Below are 25,841 nucleotides of genomic sequence, written 5' to 3' on the forward strand. Positions count from 1 at the left end.
CACTCCCTGGGGTGTGGATTCAGTGTATCGCTTGCCCTTGATGGCCAGCCACCCGATTCATGCCGCAGGTGTCAGGCAGCGCTTCCTCTCGGTGCAAAGAGTATGATCCCCGCCGCGACAAGCGCAAGAATGCCACCGGTCATGTCCCAGCGATCCGGCCGCTGACCTTCCGCCAGCCAAAGCCACATCAGCGAGGCAAAGATATAGACACCGCCATAGGCGGCATAGGCGCGTCCGGCTTCACCCGACGGCGCGAGTGTCAGCAAATAGGCAAAGGCGACAAGGCACAATGTGCCCGGCGCCAGCCAAAACACCGATCGCTCCATGCGCAGCCATGCCCAGAATGCGAAACATCCGGCGATCTCGGCCAGGGCGGCAGCGCTGTAGATCAGTGCGGTTGTGAGGTAGGTTTGCATGGGCCCCCCGGATTTCCTGACAGCGGATCGATCCTGCATAGCAGACAACAGCGGAAATTGAAGCGGCGGCAACAACGCATGCCAAGCCGGCATTGACCGGCAATCCGCGGCGTGCCAGTCGGCAGAACCAGTTCTCCGCCATGAAATCGTTGCGATTCAGGGTCAGTGAGGTCGCAGGAAAAACTGATTCGAAAGACCGGAAGGGCAGGACATGCCATTCCGGGGCTTTCGCAGTCCGCTCGAGGCCAAGGAAGCAGAGAAGAGAATGGATCAAACGATCACGCAATGGCTCAATTCGCCCGCTGGCCATACTCCGGTTCTCGATGGAATAATGTTGACCGTTACCAGCTTCGGCGTCCCGCTGATGATCGTGGCTGTCATTGGCCAATGGTGGAGCAAGGCGGACAGGCTGCACGTGCGGCATACCTGCGTCTCGGCCGGGCTGACCTTTCTCATCGGACTGGGCTTGAACCAGATCATTCTGTTGTTTGTGCAGCGCATCCGGCCCTATGATGCTGATATCACGCATCTTCTCGTTCCCCCCAGCGCCGACTGGTCGTTTCCGTCGGACCATGCGACGGCATCGCTTGCCATCGTCGCGGCCTTTGCGCTTCACGGTCTGGCGCGCCGCACCATTCTGCTGGGGCTGATGGCCTTTCTCGTCTGCTGGTCGCGCATCTATGTCGGCACGCACTATGTTTCCGACGTGATCGGCGGCGGTGTGACGGCCTTGCTGGCGGCCCTGGCGGTTGCCGTTTTTTATCGGGAGGGGTCGAAAATCGATCGCTTCGTAACACGCGTATTCTGAAAGTTATCCGGAACGCAATGGCGCGGCAAATTCAGCCACACTATAGCCCTAAACTAATCATTAACCCTGCTTCGGGGGCGTCGGCAAAGGCATATGTGGTGTATGGTTTTGGTGGGTCGTGTTAAGGAGAGAGTGTCATGTTCAAAGTTCTGGCAATGGCGGGTGTAACGGCTCTGACGCTATTGGCTTCAGCGCCGTCATTCGCGCAATCAATCGAAATAGGTCCCGGCGGCGTTCGCCTCGTCGATCCGCAAATGGATCGTCCCTATCGCAGCGTCAGCATCACTGATCGGACGGCGGTGCGGATCGCCCGGTCCGAAGGCGTGCGCGAAGTCGACGATATCCGGCGGACGCGGTCGCGCATCATCGTGGAAGGAACGGACTATCAGGGCGACGACATCAGCGTCTCCATTGATCGTCGAACCGGAGAAGTGATTTCGGTCAATTGACGCCGGGTTGAAGCTTTATCCGCCCCGCTGCCCCCTGGGGATGGCGGGGCGTTTCCTTTTGCTTGCCGTCACACCCGCGCTGTGGTCCGGCGCACCATGGGCGTCAGAGAATTCTCTTGATCTCCACCCAGTCATTCATATCGTTGATCTTGAGTTTTCCGATGTTTCCGGCCGTATCGAGCAGAACTTCCGGCATGAACTGGTGCAGATACTCGTCGTCGCTGCTGGTCTGCTCCCATACCTGGCCATTGGTGAGTTCGAACTTTACCCCAAGCCCGTAGCCATTGGTCGAGCCTTTGATCGTCTCCTTGTCATATTCCATGGGCAGCCCTTTCATTCGGAAAAACCCAGTGTCGGGCAAGCCGGACAGTTCGTCAATCAAGCGTGATGGAACCACTTGCCTTCTCATGCATTTGAAGCTTATGGAAATGCTTTCATTCACGCATGTGACCATCAAGTCGCCGCGTACCGGCCGCGTCATCGTTGTGCGCAATGTGCGCGACGCGCTGACCATGCTGACGCAGTACTGGTCGCGGCGCCGGGGTGAAAAGCACAGGATCGCCTGTGACGCATGCCGCAATGCACTTGATGAAAAATTGTCCGCCGAGGATGCACGCGCGGCCTTTGTCGCCGCATCGCTGGAAGCGGGTATCGATGTCAGCGAGCGCACCGGATCGCAATTGGGGACCACGCTCGGCGCATCGACCGATCAGCCGGGAAAACCCGCGAATACGATCTAGGATCAGGTGAGGGTCTTATGGGACAGTATCCCGATGGGTCGATGGTTGAACTGACGGGAGCCCGTCAGGCTATGGAAGAACAAATCTGACTAATCAGCACGGCGATTGCCAGCGCAAAGCCAAACACAAGCAAATGGCACCACGCGGGCGTGGTATAGTGCAAGTGCTGTTCGTCCTCATCATCTTCATACATTCGAATGTTCCCCTAATTCGTCTGCAGGTGCCTATTCCATCAACATGAAAGTTAAATGTCAAAGCGTGTGCATGAAAATAATTCAGAAAATGCACCGAAAATGACCTGTTGGGCAGAGAAGTGTTGCGGAATCGACCCACAGAAGCGTGCTGCAGTGCATCAAAACCGGGGATTCTCATGGGCCGTCACCGGATGCGGGCAGGGAATGGCGGTTGCAAGCGCAGCCGGAATGCATCCCGCCGGAGCGGTAATATCCGGTTGAATCACAGTTTACTAAACCTAGGGTTGTTATGCGAAGGCGCGTCCGAGGATCCAGACGGCGGCCAGAATGACAAGCATGATAATCGCAAGCCGCCAGGAACCTGCGAATACGCCGGGTTGTTTGTTGTCATCGGACATTGAAGATTCCAGAGCGGTTAAAATTTTATCGAAATGAATACAACTATTGCGCGAATATGCAATGAGAACATCTGTAACTATGGAAGGTGAAATGTTGTGTCCGACCGCTGACGCCAGCGTTTCGAGCTGAAGCGCCGTCAACAGATCTGGTCGAATGCCGGGCATCGATGGCACCGGTCATCGCTCCATTGCACCGGTGCCGTGTCGGATACCGAAGTCCTATTTGGTCAGAAACCTCACCTTGAGCTTGCGAACAATATGGCGCGATCTCAGCTTCTTGATAAGCCTGTCTTCGAGCTTCACGTTCCGGGCGATAAGTTCATCCCAGTTCGTCACCGCCGCGGCTTTGACGGGTTTGACTTTCCCGGCCTTTTTGACTGGCTTTGGGTTCTCGGGGCGATGTGTTGCCATTTCTGTCTCGCGATTTGAATGGCCCGGATTACGGTAGTCTTCCAAAAAGTACAAAGTAAGCACTCAGATGACCCTTTCCAAACATCCCCTGCCAACGCAATGCAGGTGGGTGTCAGCAAATTGGACGACGGGGTGAAGCACAAGACGATATGCGCCACAAAAGGCCCGCCAGCGACAAGCTTTGGTACTTTTGTCTTCATTCTCCAGTTGTGTCGTGTTGCACGGTTCCACGCGGGGATGAATACGACAAAACCACGTGAAATCCGTTGGATAAGCCACATTGCGTGGCCTGGTGTTCCTGCCGGTGAACCGCAATTTCGCCATGGGCGGGCCGGGGCAAAGACCGATAGAACGGGGTCATCGCCCGAATTTGCGGCCGAGAATCAGCACAAGGGGAATGATGATCAGGAAGACGACGAGATAACCCCATATGGATGTCATATAGGGCGCGTAGTCGTCCTTCTCCTTGTTTTCTTCGTCCTCCTCCTCCATTGCTTTCTCCTGCATGGGCTTGGCCAGGCAGAGGTTAACGGACTTTGAACCTGCAATTGCGGTGAGGAGCAAGTCACGTTCGACCAGCATGGCAATTCGAGAACAATTTCAAGACACGATCATAACACTGACCCGGCGGCATCGGGAGGTGTAATATTCTAGTACATCCGATTGAGAAGCCCGGCCTTTTGGTGGCCGGGGAGAGCGGTAGAGCGCAGGCCGGCACGCTGCGATGACCCGCAGCTGCCGGGCATCCGGTCCGGGTTCTCACCGTATGACGGGATGAAACCGCCGCAGGCAGGCAAAGCCGGCGGCAATGAACAGAAGCAGCACAATCCCTTGCACGATCGCAAAAGGCGGCTCCGAGCCGGTGGGCGCCAGGGCATTCAATGCGGGTATTTTCTGGAATGACTGGGCGACCAGCACGAAAACATTGAAGTACAGCGAGATCACGGCGCCGACCACGTAGACCCATCGCCACGGCCCGGCGAGCTGCAAGGGGTAGCGGGCGGCGATCGCGATGATGAGAATGATGATCGAGAGGATGCCGACGCCGATGGCGGGCGTAAAACCCTGGTAGGGAAAGCCGAAACCCGTCAGGCTTGTCGCTGCCGTGCTCACCAGAAAGATCAGTGTCCATCCGTCCTTTCTGTCGGACGCAAGCAGTCCGGCGAGAACGATCAGCCCCGATATAATCCCGATCAGGCTGATCAGGACGTGAACGAAAGTATAGAAAGTCATGCCAAAGATCATGATGCGGTCCCCTCCATGATTTTGTTCAAGCGCATTCTGAATCAAAACTGGGAAGACGAAACAACGTTTACGGGAAATTGTAAATATATAGCATCGTGAAACGATATATGAGTAAAATAGTCAATATTACTGGGGGGAATAGATCAAATCCCGAAGTAATCAGCAGGCATATGCAGCACATGGGTGATCGGGCTGATTTTGGTCTGTGGGCCGACCGGAGCCATGGAAATGGCGGGCAGGGGGCAGTCGGTTAATTTCATATCCAACGTCAACGGCATTGGCGTTGGATATGAAATTGGGGTTGCCTATGGCCAGGCAACCCCAACAGTATGTTTAGTTAACCTTCGTAGCCGCGAACTTTGCGCCGAGGTTGGTGAACAGTGTGCCGAGGTTTGTGCCAAGGGAGGTTGCACCGGCAATGATGCCGACGGAGATGAGGGCAGCAATCAGGCCGTATTCGATGGCTGTTGCGCCGGACTCATCCTTGAGAAAACGTGTGAAAAGAGTTGTCATGTTCTGTATCCCTGTTGAAGCGTTGCTTTTGACGCGGTTTCGTTGAACCGTCGTGAACTTAGGCTTTCAACAATTTCGGCTGACTTAAAAAAACTGGTTAGCAAAGTATCACCGGATTTCTTGCTTAATCATCGCTTACATCGCCCTGAATATTTTAAGTAAAATGAAAGCCATGACCGCAGGGCGTGCATTTCCCGCGCCGTGCTGTGCGACGTACCCCGACGCTGGGCCCCCCCCCAAAAAACCGCTGCGCTATCGCCCGATCCCCGGCAATGCCTTCGCTTGGGCAAGCAGATGCAGCCGTCTGGCGGCGTTCGAGGGAGCGCTTCAAAATAAGTTTTCATTAAAAATGTAAGTAATCACGCGTTTTTCCAATTTCATCATGGCTCACCTAAAGCAAATATGATGCACTTTATAATAAGAAAGAAAAAATATTGAGGAATGAAACTAAATCCAATGTTCTTACGTATCGCACTATATCCATTCCAGCTGACGTTGGAGATTTTTGCGGTGGAGATCGATGGAAGTTTAGAATTTTAAGAAAATACATGAATAGATGGAGTTAAATATACGCAACACATCATTGTTGCGCGTAAAAACATTTGCTTTTTAATAATGTTATTTAGAAAATATGTATTGAGTAATAAGTGTTGTATTGATTTATTTCAATTATTGATGCATATATCGGTGTTCTTGGTTTGTGAATGCTTGGGTGCAATAGTAATAATCGGGAGGTTGTAATGAATAAGTTCGAAAAGAAGACGAGCTGCATTGTAGCTGGCTCTTTCATACTTGCGGTGCTTACGACGTCGGCGCTTGCCGGAGGTTTGTCGGTGGGCGGGGTTTCAGTCGGCGGTTCGCAGAATGGCGGTCTGGGCGTTGGTGCCAGCGCCAATCTCGGCGGTGTAAAGGCGGGTGCTGATGCATCGGTTGGCGGCTCCAAGGGTGTTGCCGCGGGCGTGGGCGCATCGATCGGCGGTTCAAACGGAATCAATGCGGGGGCGGGCGCCAGCGTCAACAATGGCGTTAGTGCCGGACTTGGCGCCAATGTCGGCGGATCAGGCGGTGTGACAGCGGGAGCTGGCGCAAATATCAGATCAGGCGGGATCGGCGCAGGAGTTGGAGCCAATGTCGGTGGAACCGGTGGCATTGGCGCCGGGGTCGGCGTTGGCATCGGTGGTGGCAGCAATACGGGCGGTACCAGTCCCGGCGGTGTCAGTACCGGCGGGGTCACGACGGGCGGTGGTATTCTTGGCGGCGGCACCAAGCCGGGCAGCCTCAATCCCGGTGTGAACAACAAGGCGGTCGCCGCCAGGCTGGCACAGCTCACGGCCCAGGACAGGATGAAGCTGAAAATCCGCTGTGCGGAAATTTCATCCAACGCGATGAGCTATGACAGCTCGCTGGTTGCCCTGTGCAAGCTGCTGCGCGGCTCATGAGAACAGGCGCATAAGACAAGAATGGCCCCGAAAGGGGCCATTTCTTTGCCAGGACCGGCGCGGCAGGTGGCTGCCGGGCAATCAGCCCGTGCATTTCCGCCGTGCGATGGAGCGGGTCATGGAATCAACCTGTCCTTGCAGGGCGCCGGCCTTCTTCTGGTTGGCGGTGCGATAATCCGGCAGAATGGGGCCGAAGCCCGTGATCACGCTCGGTTCCCGGTAGCCCGCGCCATTGGTCAGGCTGCTGATCTCGGCCATCGCGCTGTTCTTTTGCGCAATCAAAGCGGGGCACTCGACCGTATCGTAGTGCAGGGATGAAATTTTCTCGCGATCAAGCTGCCCCTGTATATTGCCGCAGCCGGCCAGCAGCACAGCCACAATAATCAGCGGAAGGTGTTTCGTCGTCATGTGCCAATTTCCTCGATCACGAATAGCGGGACATGAATGGGCCAATGCCGCCGTTTTGGCAAGATGGCAGCGTGAATCAGTTCGCCGGCACTTGCGGCAGCGCAGCATCGCTCCGGACCAGGGGATGGCGGTGGACGGCGGCAACGCCGCTGCCGTATGATCTGTCTGTAAACTCAAATTTATCAACGTGTTGTGCTGATTTTCATAATGAATATATCAACGTCGATGTTTAAAACTGTAGTGAAATATCGATTTAATCAGAAATCTCTAGCCAATTGGTCTTGTATTGAAGTTTTGGCTTGCTGATGACGCCCGCTCGCCCTTATGATTCTGTTTCCGGGAGCACCCGGCATTGCAACGCAAGAGTGAGGAGACAGGAATGCCTGGTTTGCTGCACCCACTTCATGACGGCCACGCGCCCATCATATTGCATAGTGCCTTTCAAGACGCCCTTGATGCTTTGGAGGATTGGGAACTCGGGCACGATGAACCTCAGATCGAGGTCAACGACCGGCAGGTTCTGATCAGCGCCGTGTTCCGGCGTCTGTGGACTTGCACCGACATTCTTCCATCGAGAACGCTGGATGTCGTGGAAGACTTGCTGCCATTGCGTTCGGCGGAGTTCAAGGCCGGCACGTCAACCTATGCCGATGCTGCCCATAGTCTATGGGAATTGAGCCTGCAGAAACGCGCGGCCTCCTACGAAATGCAGCATCACAACGCCTCCTGAGACACATTGGACGCTTTTTGAATTACCCGCCGCTTTGACCCGGCGGGTAATTTTTTCGCATGCCTTATGGATGGCGCGGCGGTTTAGCCGCCATGTTTGGCCAGCCAGGCCTTCATCTGCTTGATTTCGCCTTCCTGCGCGGCGATGATATCGGTCGCAAGCTTGCGGATTTCTTCATCCTTGCCGTATTTCAGCTCCACCTTGGCCATGTCGATTGCGCCCTGATGGTGCGCAACCATGCCGCGGACAAAATCCTTGTCGGCATCGCCGGAAAATTTGATGGACATGTCCTTGTGCATCTTGGTGTTTGCCTGCGCAAATGCCTTGGATGACGGGCCCTGATCGCCGGTTGGCTGCATCGCCATGGCATCATGCTTCATCATCTTGTGTTCCTGCGCCTGGGCTGGTGCGGTGAAGGCGAGGGCGCAGACAAGGGCTGTGGCGGAGAAATAAGAGGTTTTCATCGAATTGATCTTTCCTTAGGTCAGACAGACAAGCACAGGCTATGACCTGTTCACCCGTGCGTTATGAAGGATAGGAAGCGATCAATAGCGGTTTGGGCGGCGGCGACAGCGGTGCGCTGGCCTGGGCAATGAGGGGCAGTTCGATGCCGTGCGGCACCAGCATCCGAGTCGAGACCGTGGTCACGGCGGCAATGCCGATTGCGGGAATGGCGATACAGGCGGAGCATAGCGCGGGATGGGGCAGCTTGGCGGTGTCGGTGCAATGCTTCTGGTCGCCGGCACAGGCATGGGCGTGGCCGGCCATCTGACCGGCCGATTGTACCGCCATTTCGCCGGCCAACCGGACGGGCGCCGCAAACACGGGCACCCAGCCGACGGAAAACGCCGTGAGGAAGGTCAGAAGAATGGCAAGCCTGCTCATGGCGTTTTCATAACAGGAACAATCGGCAAGGCGAAATCACCTTCTGTTTATTGCGTTATTGCGCATGTCTTGCCGCGGCGAGCGCCTTTTCCAGATCGGCGATGAGGTCTTTGGTATCCTCGAGGCCAACCTGCAGGCGGATGAGCGGACCCTTGTAATGCTTGCCCGTCAGCACCCGGTCGGACAGGTTGACCTGAAGCGCGAGGCTCTCATAGCCGCCCCATGAGTACCCGAGCGCGAAAATATCAAGGGCATTGAGGAAAGCCCGGGCCTGTTTTGTCTCGCCTTCGATGACAATCGAGAACACGCCGGCAGCGCCGGTGAAATCCCGCTTCCACAGAGCGTGCCCCGCGTGGCTCTCAAGCGCGGGGTGCAGGACCTCGATGACGCCGGGCTGCTTTTCCAGCCATCGCGCTATTTCGAGCGCGTTTTCGCCATGGCGCTCCAGGCGCAGTGCCATCGTGCGCAAGCCGCGCAGGACATAATAGGCATCGTCGCCGCCCACGCACAGACCGATGGCCGTATAGGTATCGTCCAGCTGCCTGAAGCATTTTTCATTGGCGGAAATCGTGCCCATGAGAATATCGGAATGGCCGGACGGATATTTCGTTGCCGCGTGAATGGAGATATCGACGCCGAAATCCAGCGGCTTCAGGTAAAGCGGCGTTGCCCAGGTGTTGTCCATCATGACGATCGCGCCTGCCGCGTGCGCCTTCTCGACGATTGCCGGAATATCCTGAATTTCAAACGTGTTGGAGCCGGGGGATTCGGTAAAGACAACAGCCGTGTTGGGGCGGATGAGCTTTTCGATGCCGGCGCCGACCAGCGGATCGTAGTACTCGACCTCGATGCCGAGCCGCTTGAGCGTCGTATCGCAGAAATAGCGCGTGTTGCCGTAGACGCTGTCGACCATCAGCAGGTGATCGCCCGGCGACAGGAACGCCAGAAGGGGAATGGTTACCGCGGCAAGGCCGGACGGCACGAGCAGCGTGCCGAACGAGCCCTCCAGTTCGTCGATGGCCTGGCACAGGGCGTCGGTCGTGGGGGTTCCATGCGTGCCATAGCCGTATTTCTGCTTGTGGCTGGCCATGGTTTCCGCATCGGGGAACAGCACCGTCGAGGCATGGACAATGGGCGGATTGACGAAACCGTGATAATCCCTGGGATCATAGCCTCCATGGGCCAGGCGTGTGTTGATCCCGAATTTTGCCATTTTGTCCGACTCTCTGCCCATGGAATATCCTCTGCACTGCGATGCCAACAATTGTAACTGCTGGGAGAAGTCGATAAAGCCACGGCGTTCCTGTTGCAACAGGCGAGCACAGCGGGCGTGGAAGAATAAGGCCGCTTGGGTCGATGGGAGAAACAATGACTGATGCCAGCAATCCGCAATCCCTGTCCGGCCTGAAGCGCGCGCGCCGCTCGATCGTCAATTTCCTGCGCCGCATGCGGGCACCGGCCTATCCGAACAGCCCGGCGGCCTGGACCGGGGGCATGTCGATGGCGGCGGTGCTGATCTTTTTCTTCATTCTGCTGCTGCATCCCTTTGACGATCCGCTGTCGCGCAACCTGTCCTCGCATCAGGGGCCGCTGAGTTCCCTGCGGCTGCTGACGGATATCGGTTTGTCGCAATGGTATCTGATCCCGGCCTTTTTCATTGCGGTTTGCCTGATCGGCATCGACTGGCGCAAGCTGCCCCATGCCAAGCGCGTGCGTCTCGGCCTCATCTATGCCCAGGCGACGTTTGCATTCTGGTCCGTGGCGCTGTCGGGAATTCTCACCAATATCGCCAAGTTCTGCATCGGGCGGGCCCGGCCGAAATTCATCGACACCCTTGGAGCCAACGGCTTTTCGCCGTTGCACGCAGGGTATGATTTCGCCAGTTTCCCCTCGGGGCACTCAACCACGATGGGGGCGGTCGGCGCGGTTCTGGCGCTTTGGTTTCCGCGCTGGCGCGTGCCGATCATCCTGGCCACCATGTTCATTGCCTTTACGCGCATCATCGCCAGGGCGCATTATCCGACGGATGTGGTTGCGGGCTATAGCGTGGGCTTCCTGTTCACCCTTGCGCTTGCCAGATTCCTCGCCGGGCGCCGGGCGGCCTTTCTGTTCGATGGCACTCGATTCTTCCCGGTTTTGCGTTTTCGCGAGCGCTTCTGGCGCTGATCGGGGTTTTTGACCAAGAAATAATCGAAAATTCCATTCCGAAGCAGCCATTCGGCCGTTTCTGCAAAAATATTGAGCAAAGATTATCCCTTGACCAAACACGTAGAATGGCCTTCGATACAGGGGTGAATGGGAGACATGCTGGAGCCTTAAAAGGGTGTGGGGGAACCCGCTGGCATGTAAAATTTCTCTCTTGGGAACCACGGGCAACAAATAAAAGGGTTTAGTCGTTATGAAAAATCTTGTTTTGAAGAGCGTTCTGGGGGTATCGGCGCTGCTCTTGCTGGCTTCTGCGGCCTCTGCCGGCACGCTGGATGACGTCAAGAAAAAGGGCTTTCTGCAATGCGGCGTCAACACCGGTCTGGCCGGGTTTGCTTCGCCGAACGACAAGGGCGAATGGTCCGGTTTTGACGTCGACTATTGCCGCGCTGTCGCCGCCGCCATTTTTGGCGATGCAACCAAGGTGAAATTCACGCCGCTTTCCGCCAAGGACCGCCTGCCAGCGCTGCAGTCCGGTGAAATCGACGTTCTGATTCGCAACACCACATGGACGCTGAGCCGTGACTCGCAGGGCTTTGATTTCACCGGCGTCAATTATTATGACGGCCAGGGCTTCATGATCAACGCCAAGAAGCTGTCGGGTATCAATTCTGCATTGCAGCTTTCGGGCGCTTCGGTCTGCGTTCAGTCCGGCACCACCACGGAGCTCAATCTGGCCGACTATTTCAAGGCCAACAAGATGGAATACAATCCCGTCGTGTTCGAGAAGCTTGAAGAGGTCAACGCCGCCTATGATGCCGGACGTTGCGACGTGTACACCACGGACCAGTCCGGCCTGTACGCCATTCGCCTAACGCTCTCGGCACCGGACGATCACGTCGTTCTGCCGGAAATCATTTCCAAGGAGCCGCTCGGTCCGGTTGTCCGTCAGGGCGACAGCCAGTGGGCGCACGTCATCCGCTGGGTGCATTACGCCATGCTGACGGCCGAAGAGCTTGGCATCACCAAGGCCAATGTCCAGGATCTGATCAAGAGCGACAGCCCGGAAATCAAGCGCGTGCTCGGCCAGGAAGCCAACACCAAGCTTGGCACCGATCTCGGCCTGACCAATGATTGGGTTGTCAACATCGTCAAGGCCGTGGGCAATTACGGCGAAGTGTTCGAATCCAATATCGGTTCCGGCAGCAAGCTGAAGATTGCGCGCGGCATCAATGCTCAGTGGAGCAAGGGCGGCCTGCAATACGCAATGCCGATCCGCTGATTTTTTGAAGTCATCGATCTGAAATCCGGGAAGGGGGCTCGTCCTCCTTTCCGGGGGAACAATTAAAAAAATAACAAAAATAAAAATAATAAAAATAAACGGTTAAAAGAAATGAGGGGTCAATGGCATCGCAGGATATTACGCCTGCCGGTACAGGCAGCGCCAAAGTATCACTTCTGAACGATCCGAGAATTCGCGGCTATATCTATCAGCTCGTCGTTCTGGTTGTACTGGTCGCTGTGGGTTACTGGTTTGTCAACAATACTATCGCCAATCTGCAGCGCGCCAATCTGGCAACGGGTTTCGGTTTTCTCGATGGCCGCTCCGGATTTGATATCAGCTCGCATCCGTTCACCGAATACTCAAGCGACTCGACCTATATAAAGGCGCTTTATGTCGGTATTTTGAACACGATGCTGGTTGCCGTCGTCGGTATCATCACCGCGACCATCATCGGATTCATCATCGGTGTCGGGCGGCTTTCGCACAATTGGCTCATCCGCAAACTGTGCACGGTCTATGTCGAGGTTTTCCGCAATATCCCGCCGCTGCTGGTTATTTTCTTCTGGTATTCCGGCGTTTTGGCGGTTTTGCCCCAGGCACGCCAGAGTATCGCGCTGCCGTTCAGTTTCCTGAACAATCGCGGTTTCTTCTTTGCCGTGCCGGTTTTCGGCCAGGGTGCCTGGCTGGCTGGCGTTGCCTTTGTGCTTGCCGTCGTCGGCGCCTTTCTGGTCCGTCGCTGGGCCTATAAACGGCAGATGGCGACCGGCCAGCGCTTTCCGGTGTTGTGGACCTCGCTGGCGCTGATCATCGGCCTGCCTTTCCTGGCATTCGCGCTCAAGGGCTTTCCGGTCACCATGAATTATCCGGAACTCGGCGGCTTCAACATCAAGGGCGGCGCTCTGGTCGGACCGGAGTTCATGTCGCTCTATCTCGCGCTGTCCTTCTACACCGCATCGTTCATTGCCGAGATCGTCCGGGCCGGCATTCGCGGCGTGGGAAAAGGCCAGAGTGAGGCGTCGCATGCGCTCGGGCTGCGCGCGGGAACAACGACGCGGCTCGTCGTCGTGCCGCAGGCCCTGCGCATCATCATTCCGCCACTGACCAGCCAGTATCTCAACCTGACGAAGAACTCGTCGCTTGCGGTCGCGGTCGGCTATCCCGATCTGTTTGCCGTCGGCGGAACCATCCTCAACCAGACCGGCCGTTCCATTGAAGTGGTGGCGATTTTCATTGTGATCTATCTCAGCCTGAGCGTGCTCACATCGCTGTTCATGAACTGGTTCAACGCCAAAATGGCATTGGTGGAGCGCTGATCATGGCCGACAACAATCTGAGTTTCGTTCGTACCGAAATGCTGCAGGGCCAGACGCCGCCGCTGGGCGAGCGGGGAATCGTCCGCTGGATACGCATCAACCTGATGGCAACGCCCGTCGATGCCGCTCTGACGGTGTTTGCGCTCTTCCTTCTCGCCTGGTTCGTGCCGCCGATGATCAACTGGCTGTTCGTCCAGGCTTCCTGGTCGGGCGTGGATCGGGCGGTCTGCGCCACGGTGTCCCAGGGCGGTACCCAGCCGGAAGGCTGGTCGGGTGCCTGCTGGGCCTATGTGAACGCCAATTTCAACCAGTTCATGTATGGCCGCTATCCGCAGGACCAGCACTGGCGTGTCAACATTGTCGGCATCATGTTCGTCGTCCTGTTGGTTCCGCTGCTGATCCCGAGGATTCCCTTCAAATCCGCCAATGCGATCGTGTTCTTCTTTGTCTTTCCGATCGTTGCATTCTTCCTGCTGGTTGGCGGCTGGTTTGGCCTTCCCTATATCGAAACCGCGACGTGGGGCGGTCTGCTTGTCACGCTGGTCCTGTCTTTCGTCGGCATTTCCGTGTCCTTGCCGCTCGGCATCGTCCTGGCGTTGGGACGCCGGTCGAAAATGCCCATCATCAAGATGCTGTGCGTCGTTTTCATCGAAATGGTGCGGGGCATCCCTCTGGTGACAGTGCTGTTCATGGCCAGTTACATGCTGCCATTGTTCCTGCCGCCGGGCGTGACCTTCGACAAGTTCCTCCGCGCCCTGATCGGCGTGGCGCTGTTCGCATCGGCCTATATGGCGGAAGTGGTGCGCGGCGGCCTGCAGGCAATCCCCAAAGGGCAGTACGAAGGTGCTGACTCGCTGGGATTGAGCTACTGGCAGAAAACCGGCCTCATCATCCTGCCGCAGGCGCTGAAGATGGTGATCCCGGGAATCGTCAACACCTTCATCGGTCTGTTCAAGGATACATCGCTGGTGTCCATCATCAGCATGTTCGATCTGCTCGGAACCGTGCGTCAGCACTTCAACGATGCCAATTGGGCATCCCCGCAAACCCCCATATCCGGCCTGATTTTCGCCGGTTTCGTATTCTGGATTTTCTGTTTCGGCATGTCGCGTTATTCCATCTTCATGGAACGCAGGCTGGACACAGGACATAAACGCTAAGGAGCATCTGCATGACCACTCAAAACGTTGTCGATCCATCCGAAATTCATGTCGACCGCTCGCTCATGCAGGTCTCCAAGACCGATGTAGCCGTCGAGATTACCAACATGAACAAGTGGTATGGCGATTTCCACGTCCTCAAGGACATCAACCTCAAGGTGATGCGCGGCGAGCGCATCGTCATTGCCGGACCTTCGGGATCGGGCAAGTCGACGATGATCCGCTGCATCAACCGCCTCGAAGAGCACCAGAGCGGCAAGATCCTTGTCGACGGCATCGAACTGACCAACGACCTGAAAAAGATCGATGAAGTCCGGCGCGAAGTGGGCATGGTGTTCCAGCACTTCAACCTGTTTCCGCACCTGACAATTCTGGAAAATTGCACGCTCGCGCCGATCTGGGTGCGCAAGATGCCGAAGAAGAAGGCGGACGAGATTGCCATGCATTATCTCGAGCGCGTCAAGATTCCGGAACAGGCCAACAAATATCCCGGCCAGCTGTCCGGCGGCCAGCAGCAGCGCGTGGCCATCGCCCGTTCGCTGTGCATGAACCCGCGCATCATGCTGTTCGACGAACCGACCTCGGCGCTCGATCCGGAAATGATCAAGGAAGTGCTCGACACCATGGTTCAACTGGCCGAAGAAGGCATGACCATGGTGTGCGTCACCCACGAAATGGGCTTTGCCCGCCAGGTGGCAAACCGTGTGATCTTCATGGATCAGGGCCAGATCGTCGAACAGAACGAACCGGCGGCATTTTTCGACAACCCGCAGCACGAGCGCACCAAGCTGTTCCTCAGCCAGATCCTGCATTGAGAATTCTGCGCATCGTCGTGACATCCATCGCAGCGGCCCTCGTGGCCGCTGTTTTGCTGTTTGTGGCCGGTGCCCTGATACCGCGGTCGTTCTTCGCGCAGACAGCCTCTCCGCCGCTGGCTGGCCGTACCGTCCTTCTCCTGTCCAATCCCATTCATACGGACATCGCATTTCCCGCCGATCCCGATGTCATGGCGCGGCTGTCCATCCTGAACGGGGAGAATTTCCAACTGACCGACCCGCGCATTGCCTGGATTGTCATGGGCTGGGGAGGGCGCAGCTTCTATCTTGAAACCCCCACCTGGGCCGAACTCAAATTCATGCCCCTGATGCGTGGTTTGACGCTTGATCGTTCCACGATGCATGTGGAGCCCATCGGGGTAGTCAACACGGACCAGCCCGGTATCGAGCGGCTGACGGTCGGCCCCGAAGCCTTCGAAGCGATGCTTGCGCATATGCTCGGCAGTTTCCGGCTGAACGCCGAAGGCAAGGCGATGATGATCGAAGGCGCCGGATATGGTCTGAATGACCGTTTCTTCGAAGCCAATGGTTATTTCACCGCATTGCTCGGCTGCAATACCTGGACCGGCGCCGTATTGCGGGCAGGAGGCCTGCGCACCGGCGCCTGGAATCCCTTGCCGCAAAGCCTGGTCTGGTCACTCAAGCGCTATAACAATGCGAGTGGCGATCAAATCTCGCCGTTGGGCTTTTCCGCATCAAATCCATAAAGCCAGTCGAAACCCGCCACGAACTTTTCAGCAGGCCGGTTGCGCAGCAGCAGGTTGCGGGCAAGCGCCACCGGCCCCCTGGCGTGATAGGCCAGCTGATTGAGCGCGCCGCGCCGCACCACGGACTCGATACGCTTTGTCCGGTTCCTGGCATAGGCCGCCAGCGCTGCGGGCCAGTCCTCGCTGCCATGGCCGAGTGCGGCGGCAAGAGCACAGGCATCTTCGATGGCCATGGCTGCGCCTTGGGCCGCATAGGGCGTCATCGCATGGGCCGCGTCGCCGATCAGCACAAGCCGCTCATCCCGCAGAAAGCTGCACCGCTTCATTTCGAACAGGCGCCAGGGCGTCCATTGCCCGGCCGACAGCACCAGATCGCGGATGCCCGGATGCCACCAGTAGAAATCCCGGGTAAAATTCTGGTTCGGCGCCTGCGGATTGACTTCGATGTCCCAGCGCCCGGGGTTTTTCCGGTCGCGCGCCACCGCCACGAAATTCATCAGCTCGCCCGAACGGATTGGGTAGGCGATGAGGTGCGCATTGCTGCCGGTCCAGGCAACGACATTGGTTCCTTCAGGCAGGAGGACGCTGAACGAAGCAGGGAGGCGATCGGCAGGCACGGACACGCGCCAGGCGATGGAGCCGGTATAGCGGGCGCGATCAAGGTCTGACAGCGCATTGCGGGTGTTCGACCAGACACCGTCGGAGCCCACCAGCAGGGCGCCGCGATGCTCTTCGATGCGGTCATTGTATTGCACGCGAACCAGCACGCCCCGAGCGTCGCTGTTGTGATGGGTAACGGCCGATTCCAGCTGCATGGCGATGTTGCCGCGCTGGCGCACTTCGGCAAGAAGTGCCTGCTGCAGGTCGGCGCGGTGGCAGACGATGTAGGGCGCGTGCCAGCGTTGTGCCGCGGCCTTGCCGATGGGCAGGCGCAGCAGCTTTTCCCCGCTCACGCCATCCTGCAGGCAGACCGCATCCGGTTGCACGGCATGAGGCATCAGCCTGTCCAGGACGCCGAGGCGGCCGAGCAGGCGGGTGGCATTGGGCGAAAGCTGCAATCCGGCGCCCGCTTCGGCCAGAATGGCGCTCTTCTCAAAGATCTGGACGGCAAAGCCTTTGGCGCTCAGCGCCAGCGCCAGCGTCAGGCCGGCGATACCGGCACCCGCAATGATGATTTGATCAGGATTGGGAGTTCGCCTGTTGCGAGCCGTCTTCAGATCGATGACGGGCGTTTGCAATCAGGCAGCCTTGTCGTCCACATAGGTGCAGCCGGCAGGAACCGTTTCCCCGGCGGAGAGCGACGCATCGTAGCGGTACAGCGTCGAGCAGTAGGGGCAGACCTTTTCATTGTCATCGCCCAGGTCGAGGAAGACATGCGGGTGATCGAAAGGCGGATTGGCGCCGACGCACATGAATTCCTTGACACCAATGCTGATGGCGGCGTGACCAGCGCTGTTCTGGAAGTGGGGAATGCTGTGTCCGGCCATGTGTCGCTCCTGGGCTTTCAGTCGATAGGCAATGGTGTTGTCTTTCTCATAGAGCAATTCCGCAGCGAAGAAAATCGCTTCTGCTGCGCTAAAGCGAGGCAATCTGACACAAGTGGCGGCTGGTTCTGCCGCAACCGGCGTTATGGCGGGTTTTCCGTCAGGCGCCGCATGAGAAATTCATCGCGAAAGGCTTTGGTTCCGGTGTAAGCTGCCGCGTGCCGATTTTTATCGGGCTGAGGAGGTATTGGGCCGCGATTGCTATAAAACCTTCAAGAGACTTGACTAATGTGGCCTGTGATTCCGCTTTTGACGGGACTATTCCAATCGGAGAATGACAATGAACGATCAGTCACCCGCCATAACGAATGCAGTCGAAGCCATCGGTCTGCCGGATCTGCACACCAGTGTCGACCGTTTCGTCAATCGCGAGTTCTCCTGGCTGCAGTTCAACCGCCGCGTACTGGAAGAAGCCCACAATGTGCACCAGCCGCTGCTGGAGCGCCTGCGCTTCCTGTCCATCTCCGCCGCCAATCTCGACGAATTCTTCATGGTGCGCATTGCCGGTCTCGCCGGGCAGGTGCGTGCCGGGGTAGCCAATCGCAGCCCGGACGGGCGCACGCCGCAGGAGCAGCTGGAATTCGTGCTCGATGAGGTCGGCAAACTGCAGGCCGCCCAGCAGCTGCGCCTGAATGAACTGCGCGTCGAGATGCTGGCCGAAAACATTGAAATCGTCCGCCCGGACAAGCTGACCAAAAGCGAGCGCCTCTGGCTCGAGGATCACTTCCTTGAAACCATCTATCCCGTCCTGACCCCGCTTTCCATCGATCCGGCACATCCGTTCCCGTTCATTCCCAATCTCGGTTTCACCATCGCCATGCTGTTGAGCCGCAGCATCGACAACCGTCCGATGACGGCGCTGTTGCGCCTGCCGCAGGCGCTGAAACGTTTCATCCAGATTCCCGACGATGCCGGCCGTTTCCGCTTCCTGACGCTTGAGGATGCCATCAGCCTGTTCACCGGGCGGCTGTTCCCCGGCTATGAGGTGAAAGGCGCCGGCACATTCCGCATCATCCGCGACAGCGATATCGAGGTGGAGGAAGAAGCGGAAGATCTTGTGCGCCTGTTCGAAAGCGCGCTGAAGCGCCGCCGCCGCGGCCAGGTGATCCGCATCGAGTTCGATGATGAAATGCCGGAATCGCTGCGTGCTTTCGTGGCGACGGAACTCGGTGTTCCCGACAACCGCATCAGCGTGCTCGAAGGTCTTCTGGCACTCAACACCATCTCCGAAATCGTCGGCATTCCGCGCGCCGACCTGAAGTTCGTGCCCTACAACCCGCGCTTCCCCGAGCGGGTGCGCGAGCATGGCGGCGATTGCTTTGCCGCGATCCGCGAAAAGGACATCGTGGTGCACCACCCCTACGAATCCTTCGACGTCGTCGTGCAGTTCCTGCGCCAGGCGGCGGCGGACCCGGAAGTGGTTGCCATCAAGCAGACGCTCTACCGCACCTCCAATGACAGCCCGATCGTGCGTGCACTGATCGACGCCGCCGATGCCGGCAAATCGGTGACGGCGCTGGTCGAGCTCAAGGCGCGCTTCGATGAAGAAGCCAATATCCGCTGGGCGCGCGATCTGGAACGTGCCGGCGTTCAGGTCGTCTTCGGCTTCATCGAGCTGAAAACCCATGCGAAAATGTCGCTGGTCGTGCGCCGCGAGGAACAGAAGCTGCGCAGCTACGTGCATCTCGGCACGGGCAACTACCACCCGATCACCGCCAAGATCTATACGGATCTGTCGTTCTTCACGTGCGAGCCATCCATCGGCCGCGACGTTGCCCAGATCTTCAATTTCATCACCGGCTATACCCAGCCTTCGGGTGAGATGGGCATTGCCGTGTCGCCGACCACCCTGCGCCCGCGCATTCTCCAGCACATCGCCGAAGAAATCGAGCACGCCAAGGCCGGCCGTCCGGCGGCAATCTGGATGAAGATGAATTCGCTGGTCGATCCGCAGATCATCGATGCGCTCTACAATGCCAGCACGCATGGCGTCGACATCGACCTCATCGTGCGCGGCATCTGCTGCCTGCGCCCGCAGGTTCCGGGCCTTTCCGACACGATCCGGGCAAAATCCATCGTTGGCCGCTTCCTCGAGCACAGCCGTATTTTCTGCTTCGGCAACGGTGCGGGACTGCCGTCGGAAAAGGCGCTCGTCTATATCGGTTCAGCCGATATGATGACCCGCAACCTCGACCGCCGCGTCGAAACGCTGGTTCCGATCACCAATCCAACTGTGCATCAACAGCTTCTTTCACAGATTATGCTGGCAAACCTTCTCGACAATCAGCAGAGTTACGAGTTACTAGCAGACGGTACATCGCGCCGGATTGTTCCGGCGGATGGAGAAGATGCTTTTAACGCGCAGGAATATTTCATGACAAATCCCAGCCTGTCCGGCCGCGGCAAGTCGCTGAAGTCTTCAGCACCACGCTTGATCGCTCACCGCAAGCGATCCAAAGCAGCGAAAAACAAGACTGCATGATATCCGCAGCGCAGGGGCGTGTGCAAGGACGCCATCCGGCCGGTGTCATCGACATCGGCTCGAACTCTGTACGTCTGGTCGTCTATGAGGGGGTTACCCGTTCGCCGACCGTCCTTTTCAACGAAAAGATTCTCTGCGGCCTTGGCAAAGGCCTGGTAAAAACCGGCAAGCTGAATGAAAAGGCTGTGCAAAGCGCCTTGCGGGCGCTGCGCCGGTTCCGCGCCCTGGCCGATCAGGCGGGCGCCCGCTCGCTGGATGTGCTGGCGACGGCGGCAGCGCGCGAAGCCGAAAACGGTCCCGATTTCATTGCCCAGGCCGAAATCGTTCTGGGAGAACCGATCAAGGTTCTGTCCGGCCGGGAAGAGGCCTATTATTCCGCGCTGGGGATCATCTCCGGCTTTCACGATCCCGATGGTATCGCAGGCGATCTGGGCGGCGGCAGTCTCGAACTGGTTGACGTCAAGGGCCGCACCATCGGCGACGGCATTACCCTGCCGCTGGGTGGCCTGCGTCTGCAGGATATGTCGAACGGCGATCTTTCCGCCGCGTCCGATATCGCCAAGAAAACGCTGGAATCGGCCAAGCTTTTGGCCAAGGGCAAGGGCCGGGCGTTCTACGCCGTGGGCGGCACGTGGCGAAACCTCGCCAAGCTGCACATGAGTGCCGAGCACTATCCGCTGCACGTCATGCACCACTATGAAATTCCCTTCGAGGAAGCACAGCGCTTTCTCAAGCGCGTCGCGGACGGCAATCTCGACAATATGCGCGGGATCGAGGATGTCTCGAAGAACCGCCGTGCGCTCTTGTCCTATGGCGCCATCGCCCTGCTTGAGACCATCCGCAAGATGCGTCCGTCAAAGGTTGTCTTTTCGGCCCTTGGCGTGCGGGAAGGGTTTCTGTTCTCGCTGCTGTCGGAATCCGAGCAGCTGGAAGACCCGCTGATTGCCGCAGCCGATGAACTGGCCGTGCTTCGCGCCCGCTCGCCCGCCTATGCGCGCGAGCTGGCGGACTGGAGCGGCGATGCCTTTGCCGCGCTCGGCTATGACGAGACGGAGGACGAGAAGCGCTATCGCCGCGCGGCCTGCCTGATCGCCGATATCAGCTGGCGTGCCCATCCCGATTATCGCGGTTCGCAGGCGCTGAACATGATCTCCAACGCCGCTTTTGTCGGCATTGATCATCCGGGCCGGGCCTATATCGCGCTTGCCAATTTCTTCCGCCACGAGGGCATTGCCAACAACGCGGCAGACCCGGAACTGGCGGCGCTCGCCACGCCGCGGCTGCTGGAATATTCGAAGATACTGGCGGCGATCATGCGGATTGTTTATCCGTTTTCCGCATCGATGGCGGGGGTGGTTCCCAACCTCTCGTGGAAACAGGCGTCTGACGGCATCTATCTCGAAGTGGCGGCCAGGAATGCCGACCTGATCGGCGATGTGCCGGAAGGCCGCTTGCAGCAATTGGCGAAACTGACGGGCAAGCCGCTGAAAATGGCCATCGGCAAATAAGTGCCGGTGCTCAGGCGGCGATAGCCGCCTTCTTGCGTCCGGGCAGGGTCATCGCCGCGACACCGGCAATCACGCAGACCAGGCCGATCCATGCGGTCGATGCCAGGCTTTCGCCGAGAAACAATACGCCGATGCCGACGCCGATCGGTACGCGCAGATAGGCCTGCGATGTCGTGCCGACCGTGCCCAGCGTGTTGATCAGCCGGAAATAGATCACGAAGGCGAGGGCGGTGGAGAACACGGCAAGGCCAAGCAGCGCGAGCAGCGAGTGGGCGGAGGGCGCCAGCGTCCATGGCCGGTCGACCACGAGGCTGACCGGGATGAGGATGACGGCGCCGCAGAGCATCGAGCCAGCGGCGGGCATCATCGGATCGAGATTTTTGAAACCCTTGCCGAAGATGGCGGCGGCCGCATAGGAAATCGTTGCCGCAACGATGGCAAGCTGCGCCACCAGTTCCTTGCCGATGCCGTTGAATGCCTCGAGCCCGATGATCAGGGAAATGCCGATGACACCGGCCGCCACGCCGAAGACTTTTCGCGTGGTCACGGCTTCGTGGCGGGTGATCAGGACAGTCAGCAGAAAGGCGAAGATCGGCGTTGTCGAATTGAGAATGGTGGCAAGACCGGCATTGACGGTCAATTCTGCCCAGGCGATCAGCGTGAAGGGGATCACGCTGTTGATGCAGGCCTGGATGAGAAAGCGTTTCCAGATCGCCGGATCACGCGGCAGCGCAAGGCCGCGCAGCTTGATGATGGCCAGCAGCAGTCCGCCGGCGATCAGCGTGCGGGCGGCGATGAAGGTGACCGGCGGGATTGTCTCCACCCCCACCCGGATGAAGGTGTAGGAGGCGCCCCACAGCGTGGCGAGAATGGCGAGAAGCGCCAGTTCTCTGGTCAGAGACGGGGTTTGCACGGGGGTAGCAGACATCATTGCCTCACATCAGCATGGTTTCAACGGGCCGATGCTAGCCAGTTTTGGCGGGCTGATACTTCGGTGGAGGCCGAAGTATCAGTAGTATCAGTCCGTGCAGGGCACGGCGCGGATCCGCTTGTTCTCGAACTTCAGGCACAACTCGCCATTGATCAGCTGCAGCGCCTTTTCACCAAAAACCTCGCGGCGCCAGCCCTGCAGGGCCGGAATATCGTCCGCATCGCCTTCGGCGGCAATCCGGTCGATCTCGTCTGACGTCGCGACAACCTTGGCGGCAACGCCGTGTTCTTCCGTCACGAGACGCAGCAGAACCTTCAGCAGTTCGGCCGCTGCTCCTGCACCTTCCGGCGACTGCACGGATTTCGGCAGGCGCGGCATGTCTTCCTTCGGCAGGTCCAGCGCGATGTTGACGGCATTGAGCAGCCCCGTGGCGATGCTGGAGCGCTCCCAGCCCTTGGGGATGGTGCGCAGCCGGCCCATCGCTTCCACGTCACGCGGCTGCTGCTGGGCGATCTCGTAAATGGCGTCGTCCTTGAGGACGCGGCCGCGCGGCACGTTGCGCTCGCGCGCTTCGCGTTCGCGCCAGGCGGCAACGCTGCGCAGCACGGCGAGCTCCTGCGGTTTGCGCAGGCGCATCTTCAGACGCTTCCACGCATCGTCGGGATGCATGTCATAGGTCTCGCGCGCCGTCAGCACCTTCATCTCGTCGAGCACCCAGTCGGTGCGGCCTTCTTCCTCGAGCTTTGCCTTGAGGTGCAAATAGATGTCGCGCAGATGGGTGACATCGGCCAGCGCATAGTCGAGCTGCTTGTCGGAGAGCGGGCGGCGGCGCCAGTCGGTGAAGCGCGAGGACTTGTCGATCTGCGCGCCATTCACCCGCTGCACCAGCTGGTCATAGGCAATGGCATCGCCGAAGCCGCAGACCATGGCCGCCACCTGCGTGTCGAAGACCGGATGGGGGATCAGATTGCCAAGATGGAAAACGATCTCGATATCCTGCCGCGCCGCGTGGAACACCTTGACGATGGTCTCATCTGCCATCAGCCGGAAAAACGGCGCAAGATCGAGACCCGGGGCGAGGGCATCGACAATGGCTGTATGATCAGGGGATGCGAGCTGGATAACGCAAAGCTCCGGCCAGAACGTGGTCTCCCGGATGAACTCCGTGTCGACTGTTACGAAATCGGATTGCGAAAGGGCGGCTACAGCCTGGTCAAGCTGATCTGTGGTTGTAATCATGGTCATGAAATTTCTATAGCGAATGGAAATGCATTTGTCTCGCCTGTCCGAGTTTCTTCGCTGCTTGTCGCGTCTATATGGTTGATAGGCCCACAAAACGGGCTTCCAGTCATTCGCAATCTTGACAAATCGCCGTCAAAATGCGCTTGTCCGCGCAAATTCCAAGATCATGGCCGGGGCTTTCTTCACACCTCCCGGCAGCAAGCATCAAGCATCTCAGAGGCACATATCATGCACCGTTACCGCAGCCATACCTGCGCCGCCCTGCGGAAATCCGACGTTGGTTCGACAGTTCGTCTTTCCGGCTGGGTTCATCGCGTCCGCGATCATGGCGGCATTCTCTTCATCGATATCCGCGATCACTACGGTCTGACCCAGATCGTCGCCAGCCCCGACTCGCCCGCGTTCAAGCTGGCCGAGACCGTGCGCGGCGAATGGGTGATCCGCGTCGATGGTGAAGTGAAGGCCCGCACGGACGATACGGTCAATGCCAACATGCCGACCGGCGAGATCGAGGTGTTCGCCCGCGAGATCGAAATCCTGTCCGCCGCCAAGGAACTGCCGCTGCCGGTGTTCGGCGAGCTGGACTATCCGGAAGACATCCGCCTGAAGTACCGCTTCCTCGACCTGCGCCGCGACACGCTGCACAAGAACATCATGTCGCGCACCAAGATCATCGCCGCCATGCGCCGCCGCATGACCGAGATCGGCTTCACCGAATTCTCGACGCCGATCCTGACGGCATCGTCGCCGGAAGGTGCGCGCGACTTTCTCGTGCCCAGCCGCATTCATCCCGGCAAGTTCTATGCCCTGCCGCAGGCGCCGCAGCAGTACAAGCAGCTGATCATGATGTCCGGTTTCGACCGCTACTTCCAGATCGCACCCTGCTTCCGCGACGAAGATCCGCGTGCCGACCGCCTGCCGGGCGAGTTCTACCAGCTCGACATCGAAATGAGCTTTGTCGAGCAGGAAGACGTGCTGTCGACGATGGAGCCGGTCCTGCGCGGTGTGTTCGAGGAATTTGCCGAGGGCAAACCGGTCACGCAGCAGTTCCCGCGCATCGCCTATGACGATGCCATGCGCAAATACGGCTCGGACAAGCCAGACCTGCGCAACCCGATCGAGATGCAGGCCGTGACCGAGCATTTCGCCGGTTCCGGCTTCAAGGTTTTCGCCAACATGATCGCCAACGATCCGAAGGTGGAAATCTGGGCGATCCCGGCCAAGACAGGCGGCTCGCGCGCCTTCTGCGACCGCATGAACTCCTGGGCGCAGGGCGAGGGCCAGCCGGGCCTCGGCTATATCTTCTGGCGCAAGGAAGGCGAGGCGCTTGAGGGCGCCGGTCCGCTGGCTAAGAATATCGGACCGGAACGCACCGAAGCCTTGCGCGTGCAGCTGGGTCTGGACGATGGCGATGCGGCGTTCTTCGTCGCGGGCGATCCCAAGAAGTTCGTCTCCTTTGCCGGTGCCGCACGCACCCGTGCGGGCGAAGAACTCAACCTCGTCGACCGCGACCAGTTCAAGCTTGCCTGGATTATCGACTTCCCGTTCTTCGAATGGCTGGAAGACGAGAAGAAGATCGATTTCGCCCACAACCCGTTCTCCATGCCGCAGGGCGGCATGGACGCGCTGGAGCACCAGGACCCGCTGACGATCAAGGCGTTCCAGTACGATCTCGTCTGCAACGGCTTCGAGATTTCCTCGGGCGGCATCCGCAACCACCTGCCGGAAACCATGGTCAAGGCGTTCGAGGCGGTCGGCCATTCGCGGGAAACCGTGGAAGAACGCTTTGGCGGCCTCTACCGCGCGTTCCAGTATGGCGCACCGCCGCATGGCGGCATGGCGGCCGGTATCGACCGCATCGTGATGCTGCTCGTGGGTGCCAAGAACCTGCGCGAGATCACCATGTTCCCGATGAACCAGCAGGCCTACGATCTGCTGATGAATGCGCCGTCGGATGTGTCGCCAGCGCAGCTGCGCGACCTCAACATCCGCCTCGCGCCGATGAAGAAAGAGGATTAAAAACCCTTTCCAACCGACTCTGGACAAACAAAA

At 58.4% G+C, this 25,841-nt stretch carries 30 protein-coding genes; 14 read left to right on the forward strand and 16 right to left on the reverse strand.

Annotation, left to right across the window (positions count from 1 at the left end; translation table 11 throughout):
- Positions 1–71: 71 nt before the first annotated feature.
- A complete protein-coding gene (locus tag AC1Q5O_RS03130) occupies positions 72–416 on the reverse strand; it encodes a YnfA family protein (RefSeq protein WP_492561872.1) in 345 nt (114 codons plus the stop codon).
- 265 nt (positions 417–681) lie between these two features.
- Here AC1Q5O_RS03130 and AC1Q5O_RS03135 point away from each other — a divergent pair, with 265 nt between their 5' ends.
- Positions 682–1,224 carry a phosphatase PAP2 family protein gene (locus AC1Q5O_RS03135; protein ID WP_403172662.1) on the forward strand — a complete coding sequence of 181 codons (543 nt, stop codon included), beginning with the start codon at positions 682–684 and terminating at the stop codon, positions 1,222–1,224.
- 137 nt (positions 1,225–1,361) lie between these two features.
- Positions 1,362–1,673, forward strand: a complete 312-nt coding sequence (locus AC1Q5O_RS03140) for a PepSY domain-containing protein (RefSeq protein WP_223615683.1) — start codon at positions 1,362–1,364, stop codon at positions 1,671–1,673.
- Positions 1,674–1,776: 103 nt separating this feature from the next.
- Here AC1Q5O_RS03140 and AC1Q5O_RS03145 read toward each other — a convergent pair whose 3' ends face one another.
- A complete protein-coding gene (locus AC1Q5O_RS03145) occupies positions 1,777–2,010 on the reverse strand; it encodes a hypothetical protein (RefSeq protein WP_346305514.1) in 234 nt (77 codons plus the stop codon).
- A 91-nt stretch (positions 2,011–2,101) separates the two neighbouring features.
- On the opposite strand from AC1Q5O_RS03145, the gene AC1Q5O_RS03150 reads away from it, so the two are divergent.
- Complete coding sequence (locus tag AC1Q5O_RS03150) at positions 2,102–2,413, forward strand: DUF982 domain-containing protein (RefSeq protein WP_346305513.1); 312 nt, start codon at positions 2,102–2,104, stop codon at positions 2,411–2,413.
- Between the two features lie 64 nt (positions 2,414–2,477).
- Here AC1Q5O_RS03150 and AC1Q5O_RS03155 read toward each other — a convergent pair whose 3' ends face one another.
- The 6 genes from AC1Q5O_RS03155 to AC1Q5O_RS03180 form a co-directional block, all read right to left on the reverse strand.
- Positions 2,478–2,606: a hypothetical protein gene (locus AC1Q5O_RS03155; RefSeq protein ID WP_492561873.1), complete on the reverse strand. Its 129-nt coding sequence runs from the start codon at positions 2,604–2,606 to the stop codon at positions 2,478–2,480.
- Positions 2,607–2,894: 288 nt separating this feature from the next.
- Complete coding sequence (locus tag AC1Q5O_RS03160) at positions 2,895–3,179, reverse strand: hypothetical protein (protein ID WP_492561874.1); 285 nt, start codon at positions 3,177–3,179, stop codon at positions 2,895–2,897.
- A gap of 45 nt (positions 3,180–3,224) precedes the next feature.
- Complete coding sequence (locus AC1Q5O_RS03165; RefSeq protein WP_463011375.1) at positions 3,225–3,416, reverse strand: hypothetical protein; 192 nt, start codon at positions 3,414–3,416, stop codon at positions 3,225–3,227.
- A gap of 357 nt (positions 3,417–3,773) precedes the next feature.
- Complete coding sequence (locus AC1Q5O_RS03170) at positions 3,774–3,998, reverse strand: hypothetical protein (RefSeq protein ID WP_492561875.1); 225 nt, start codon at positions 3,996–3,998, stop codon at positions 3,774–3,776.
- 177 nt (positions 3,999–4,175) lie between these two features.
- On the reverse strand, positions 4,176–4,649 hold the full coding sequence (locus AC1Q5O_RS03175; protein WP_492561876.1) for a hypothetical protein: 474 nt from the start codon (positions 4,647–4,649) through the stop codon (positions 4,176–4,178).
- A gap of 345 nt (positions 4,650–4,994) precedes the next feature.
- The gene (locus tag AC1Q5O_RS03180) at positions 4,995–5,174 is read right to left on the reverse strand and encodes a Flp family type IVb pilin (RefSeq protein ID WP_492561877.1); all 180 of its coding nucleotides are present in this window, start codon (positions 5,172–5,174) and stop codon (positions 4,995–4,997) included.
- Positions 5,175–5,914: 740 nt separating this feature from the next.
- On the opposite strand from AC1Q5O_RS03180, the gene AC1Q5O_RS03185 reads away from it, so the two are divergent.
- On the forward strand, positions 5,915–6,613 hold the full coding sequence (locus AC1Q5O_RS03185; RefSeq protein ID WP_492561878.1) for a hypothetical protein: 699 nt from the start codon (positions 5,915–5,917) through the stop codon (positions 6,611–6,613).
- 81 nt (positions 6,614–6,694) lie between these two features.
- On the opposite strand, the gene AC1Q5O_RS03190 is transcribed toward AC1Q5O_RS03185, so the two are convergent.
- Positions 6,695–7,021, reverse strand: a complete 327-nt coding sequence (locus tag AC1Q5O_RS03190) for a hypothetical protein (protein WP_223615691.1) — start codon at positions 7,019–7,021, stop codon at positions 6,695–6,697.
- 379 nt (positions 7,022–7,400) lie between these two features.
- Between AC1Q5O_RS03190 and AC1Q5O_RS03195 the strand changes: the two genes are divergently transcribed.
- Complete coding sequence (locus tag AC1Q5O_RS03195; RefSeq protein WP_223615692.1) at positions 7,401–7,751, forward strand: BRA0787 family protein; 351 nt, start codon at positions 7,401–7,403, stop codon at positions 7,749–7,751.
- An 83-nt stretch (positions 7,752–7,834) separates the two neighbouring features.
- On the opposite strand, the gene copM is transcribed toward AC1Q5O_RS03195, so the two are convergent.
- The 3 genes from copM to AC1Q5O_RS03210 all read right to left on the reverse strand — a co-directional run bounded on the left by copM (position 7,835) and on the right by AC1Q5O_RS03210 (position 9,870).
- A complete protein-coding gene (gene copM, locus AC1Q5O_RS03200; RefSeq protein WP_492561879.1) occupies positions 7,835–8,215 on the reverse strand; it encodes a CopM family metallochaperone in 381 nt (126 codons plus the stop codon).
- 61 nt (positions 8,216–8,276) lie between these two features.
- On the reverse strand, positions 8,277–8,636 hold the full coding sequence (locus tag AC1Q5O_RS03205) for a hypothetical protein (RefSeq protein ID WP_492561880.1): 360 nt from the start codon (positions 8,634–8,636) through the stop codon (positions 8,277–8,279).
- Positions 8,637–8,691: 55 nt separating this feature from the next.
- Positions 8,692–9,870 carry a cystathionine beta-lyase gene (locus AC1Q5O_RS03210; protein WP_492561881.1) on the reverse strand — a complete coding sequence of 393 codons (1,179 nt, stop codon included), beginning with the start codon at positions 9,868–9,870 and terminating at the stop codon, positions 8,692–8,694.
- 134 nt (positions 9,871–10,004) lie between these two features.
- Between AC1Q5O_RS03210 and AC1Q5O_RS03215 the strand changes: the two genes are divergently transcribed.
- From AC1Q5O_RS03215 to AC1Q5O_RS03240, 6 genes are all read left to right on the forward strand, one after another.
- Positions 10,005–10,802, forward strand: a complete 798-nt coding sequence (locus tag AC1Q5O_RS03215) for a phosphatase PAP2 family protein (protein WP_492561882.1) — start codon at positions 10,005–10,007, stop codon at positions 10,800–10,802.
- A gap of 232 nt (positions 10,803–11,034) precedes the next feature.
- Positions 11,035–12,063, forward strand: coding sequence for an amino acid ABC transporter substrate-binding protein (locus AC1Q5O_RS03220; RefSeq protein ID WP_223615697.1), 1,029 nt, complete (start codon positions 11,035–11,037; stop codon positions 12,061–12,063).
- Positions 12,064–12,185: 122 nt separating this feature from the next.
- Entirely contained in the window at positions 12,186–13,379 is a 1,194-nt protein-coding gene (locus tag AC1Q5O_RS03225) for an amino acid ABC transporter permease (protein WP_464659911.1), read from the forward strand.
- A 2-nt stretch (positions 13,380–13,381) separates the two neighbouring features.
- A complete protein-coding gene (locus tag AC1Q5O_RS03230) occupies positions 13,382–14,539 on the forward strand; it encodes an amino acid ABC transporter permease (RefSeq protein ID WP_492561883.1) in 1,158 nt (385 codons plus the stop codon).
- Between the two features lie 11 nt (positions 14,540–14,550).
- A complete protein-coding gene (locus AC1Q5O_RS03235) occupies positions 14,551–15,354 on the forward strand; it encodes an amino acid ABC transporter ATP-binding protein (protein WP_288194976.1) in 804 nt (267 codons plus the stop codon).
- On the forward strand, positions 15,351–16,082 hold the full coding sequence (locus AC1Q5O_RS03240; RefSeq protein WP_492561884.1) for a TIGR02117 family protein: 732 nt from the start codon (positions 15,351–15,353) through the stop codon (positions 16,080–16,082). Before AC1Q5O_RS03235 ends, AC1Q5O_RS03240 begins: the two co-directional genes overlap by 4 nt.
- Here AC1Q5O_RS03240 and AC1Q5O_RS03245 read toward each other — a convergent pair.
- Together AC1Q5O_RS03245 and AC1Q5O_RS03250 are read right to left on the reverse strand one after the other, a co-directional pair.
- Positions 16,043–17,320 carry an FAD-dependent monooxygenase gene (locus tag AC1Q5O_RS03245; protein ID WP_492561885.1) on the reverse strand — a complete coding sequence of 426 codons (1,278 nt, stop codon included), beginning with the start codon at positions 17,318–17,320 and terminating at the stop codon, positions 16,043–16,045. The genes AC1Q5O_RS03240 and AC1Q5O_RS03245 overlap by 40 nt on opposite strands.
- Entirely contained in the window at positions 17,321–17,569 is a 249-nt protein-coding gene (locus AC1Q5O_RS03250; RefSeq protein ID WP_105735649.1) for a zinc-finger domain-containing protein, read from the reverse strand.
- Between the two features lie 337 nt (positions 17,570–17,906).
- Here AC1Q5O_RS03250 and AC1Q5O_RS03255 point away from each other — a divergent pair, with 337 nt between their 5' ends.
- Both AC1Q5O_RS03255 and ppx read left to right on the forward strand, forming a co-directional pair.
- Positions 17,907–20,108, forward strand: coding sequence for an RNA degradosome polyphosphate kinase (locus tag AC1Q5O_RS03255; protein WP_105735647.1), 2,202 nt, complete (start codon positions 17,907–17,909; stop codon positions 20,106–20,108).
- The gene (gene ppx / locus AC1Q5O_RS03260; RefSeq protein WP_346306212.1) at positions 20,105–21,616 is read left to right on the forward strand and encodes an exopolyphosphatase; all 1,512 of its coding nucleotides are present in this window, start codon (positions 20,105–20,107) and stop codon (positions 21,614–21,616) included. The genes AC1Q5O_RS03255 and ppx overlap by 4 nt, the downstream gene beginning before the upstream one ends.
- 10 nt (positions 21,617–21,626) lie before the next feature.
- On the opposite strand, the gene AC1Q5O_RS03265 is transcribed toward ppx, so the two are convergent.
- Positions 21,627–22,547 (reverse strand): DMT family transporter, encoded by a 921-nt coding sequence (locus tag AC1Q5O_RS03265; protein ID WP_492561886.1) that lies wholly within the window; start codon positions 22,545–22,547, stop codon positions 21,627–21,629.
- Positions 22,548–22,634: 87 nt separating this feature from the next.
- A complete protein-coding gene (gene rnd, locus AC1Q5O_RS03270) occupies positions 22,635–23,792 on the reverse strand; it encodes a ribonuclease D (RefSeq protein WP_223615704.1) in 1,158 nt (385 codons plus the stop codon).
- A gap of 225 nt (positions 23,793–24,017) precedes the next feature.
- Here rnd and aspS point away from each other — a divergent pair, with 225 nt between their 5' ends.
- Positions 24,018–25,808, forward strand: coding sequence for an aspartate--tRNA ligase (gene aspS / locus AC1Q5O_RS03275; protein ID WP_492561887.1), 1,791 nt, complete (start codon positions 24,018–24,020; stop codon positions 25,806–25,808).
- The last annotated feature ends 33 nt before the right edge of the window (positions 25,809–25,841 follow it).

It is taken from the genome of Phyllobacterium sp. MT110 (assembly GCF_058792715.1).

What these genes read in the sequence shown, in the direction of transcription:
- AC1Q5O_RS03145 (WP_346305514.1), bottom strand. Translation starts at nt 2,010, where the DNA reads ATGAAAGGGCTGCCCATGGAATATGACAAGGAGACGATCAAAGGCTCG.
- rnd (WP_223615704.1), bottom strand. Translation starts at nt 23,792, where the DNA reads ATGACCATGATTACAACCACAGATCAGCTTGACCAGGCTGTAGCCGCC.
- AC1Q5O_RS03225 (WP_464659911.1), top strand. Translation starts at nt 12,186, where the DNA reads ATGGCATCGCAGGATATTACGCCTGCCGGTACAGGCAGCGCCAAAGTA.
- AC1Q5O_RS03205 (WP_492561880.1), bottom strand. Translation starts at nt 8,636, where the DNA reads ATGAGCAGGCTTGCCATTCTTCTGACCTTCCTCACGGCGTTTTCCGTC.
- AC1Q5O_RS03135 (WP_403172662.1), top strand. Translation starts at nt 682, where the DNA reads ATGGATCAAACGATCACGCAATGGCTCAATTCGCCCGCTGGCCATACT.
- AC1Q5O_RS03220 (WP_223615697.1), top strand. Translation starts at nt 11,035, where the DNA reads ATGAAAAATCTTGTTTTGAAGAGCGTTCTGGGGGTATCGGCGCTGCTC.
- AC1Q5O_RS03175 (WP_492561876.1), bottom strand. Translation starts at nt 4,649, where the DNA reads ATGACTTTCTATACTTTCGTTCACGTCCTGATCAGCCTGATCGGGATT.
- AC1Q5O_RS03215 (WP_492561882.1), top strand. Translation starts at nt 10,005, where the DNA reads ATGACTGATGCCAGCAATCCGCAATCCCTGTCCGGCCTGAAGCGCGCG.
- AC1Q5O_RS03155 (WP_492561873.1), bottom strand. Translation starts at nt 2,606, where the DNA reads ATGTATGAAGATGATGAGGACGAACAGCACTTGCACTATACCACGCCC.
- ppx (WP_346306212.1), top strand. Translation starts at nt 20,105, where the DNA reads ATGATATCCGCAGCGCAGGGGCGTGTGCAAGGACGCCATCCGGCCGGT.
- AC1Q5O_RS03250 (WP_105735649.1), bottom strand. Translation starts at nt 17,569, where the DNA reads ATGGCCGGACACAGCATTCCCCACTTCCAGAACAGCGCTGGTCACGCC.
- AC1Q5O_RS03190 (WP_223615691.1), bottom strand. Translation starts at nt 7,021, where the DNA reads ATGACGACGAAACACCTTCCGCTGATTATTGTGGCTGTGCTGCTGGCC.
- AC1Q5O_RS03185 (WP_492561878.1), top strand. Translation starts at nt 5,915, where the DNA reads ATGAATAAGTTCGAAAAGAAGACGAGCTGCATTGTAGCTGGCTCTTTC.
- AC1Q5O_RS03195 (WP_223615692.1), top strand. Translation starts at nt 7,401, where the DNA reads ATGCCTGGTTTGCTGCACCCACTTCATGACGGCCACGCGCCCATCATA.
- AC1Q5O_RS03150 (WP_346305513.1), top strand. Translation starts at nt 2,102, where the DNA reads ATGCTTTCATTCACGCATGTGACCATCAAGTCGCCGCGTACCGGCCGC.
- AC1Q5O_RS03255 (WP_105735647.1), top strand. Translation starts at nt 17,907, where the DNA reads ATGAACGATCAGTCACCCGCCATAACGAATGCAGTCGAAGCCATCGGT.
- AC1Q5O_RS03230 (WP_492561883.1), top strand. Translation starts at nt 13,382, where the DNA reads ATGGCCGACAACAATCTGAGTTTCGTTCGTACCGAAATGCTGCAGGGC.
- AC1Q5O_RS03170 (WP_492561875.1), bottom strand. Translation starts at nt 3,998, where the DNA reads ATGCTGGTCGAACGTGACTTGCTCCTCACCGCAATTGCAGGTTCAAAG.
- AC1Q5O_RS03235 (WP_288194976.1), top strand. Translation starts at nt 14,551, where the DNA reads ATGACCACTCAAAACGTTGTCGATCCATCCGAAATTCATGTCGACCGC.
- AC1Q5O_RS03210 (WP_492561881.1), bottom strand. Translation starts at nt 9,870, where the DNA reads ATGGGCAGAGAGTCGGACAAAATGGCAAAATTCGGGATCAACACACGC.
- AC1Q5O_RS03265 (WP_492561886.1), bottom strand. Translation starts at nt 22,547, where the DNA reads ATGATGTCTGCTACCCCCGTGCAAACCCCGTCTCTGACCAGAGAACTG.
- copM (WP_492561879.1), bottom strand. Translation starts at nt 8,215, where the DNA reads ATGAAAACCTCTTATTTCTCCGCCACAGCCCTTGTCTGCGCCCTCGCC.
- AC1Q5O_RS03180 (WP_492561877.1), bottom strand. Translation starts at nt 5,174, where the DNA reads ATGACAACTCTTTTCACACGTTTTCTCAAGGATGAGTCCGGCGCAACA.
- AC1Q5O_RS03130 (WP_492561872.1), bottom strand. Translation starts at nt 416, where the DNA reads ATGCAAACCTACCTCACAACCGCACTGATCTACAGCGCTGCCGCCCTG.
- AC1Q5O_RS03165 (WP_463011375.1), bottom strand. Translation starts at nt 3,416, where the DNA reads ATGGCAACACATCGCCCCGAGAACCCAAAGCCAGTCAAAAAGGCCGGG.
- aspS (WP_492561887.1), top strand. Translation starts at nt 24,018, where the DNA reads ATGCACCGTTACCGCAGCCATACCTGCGCCGCCCTGCGGAAATCCGAC.
- AC1Q5O_RS03140 (WP_223615683.1), top strand. Translation starts at nt 1,362, where the DNA reads ATGTTCAAAGTTCTGGCAATGGCGGGTGTAACGGCTCTGACGCTATTG.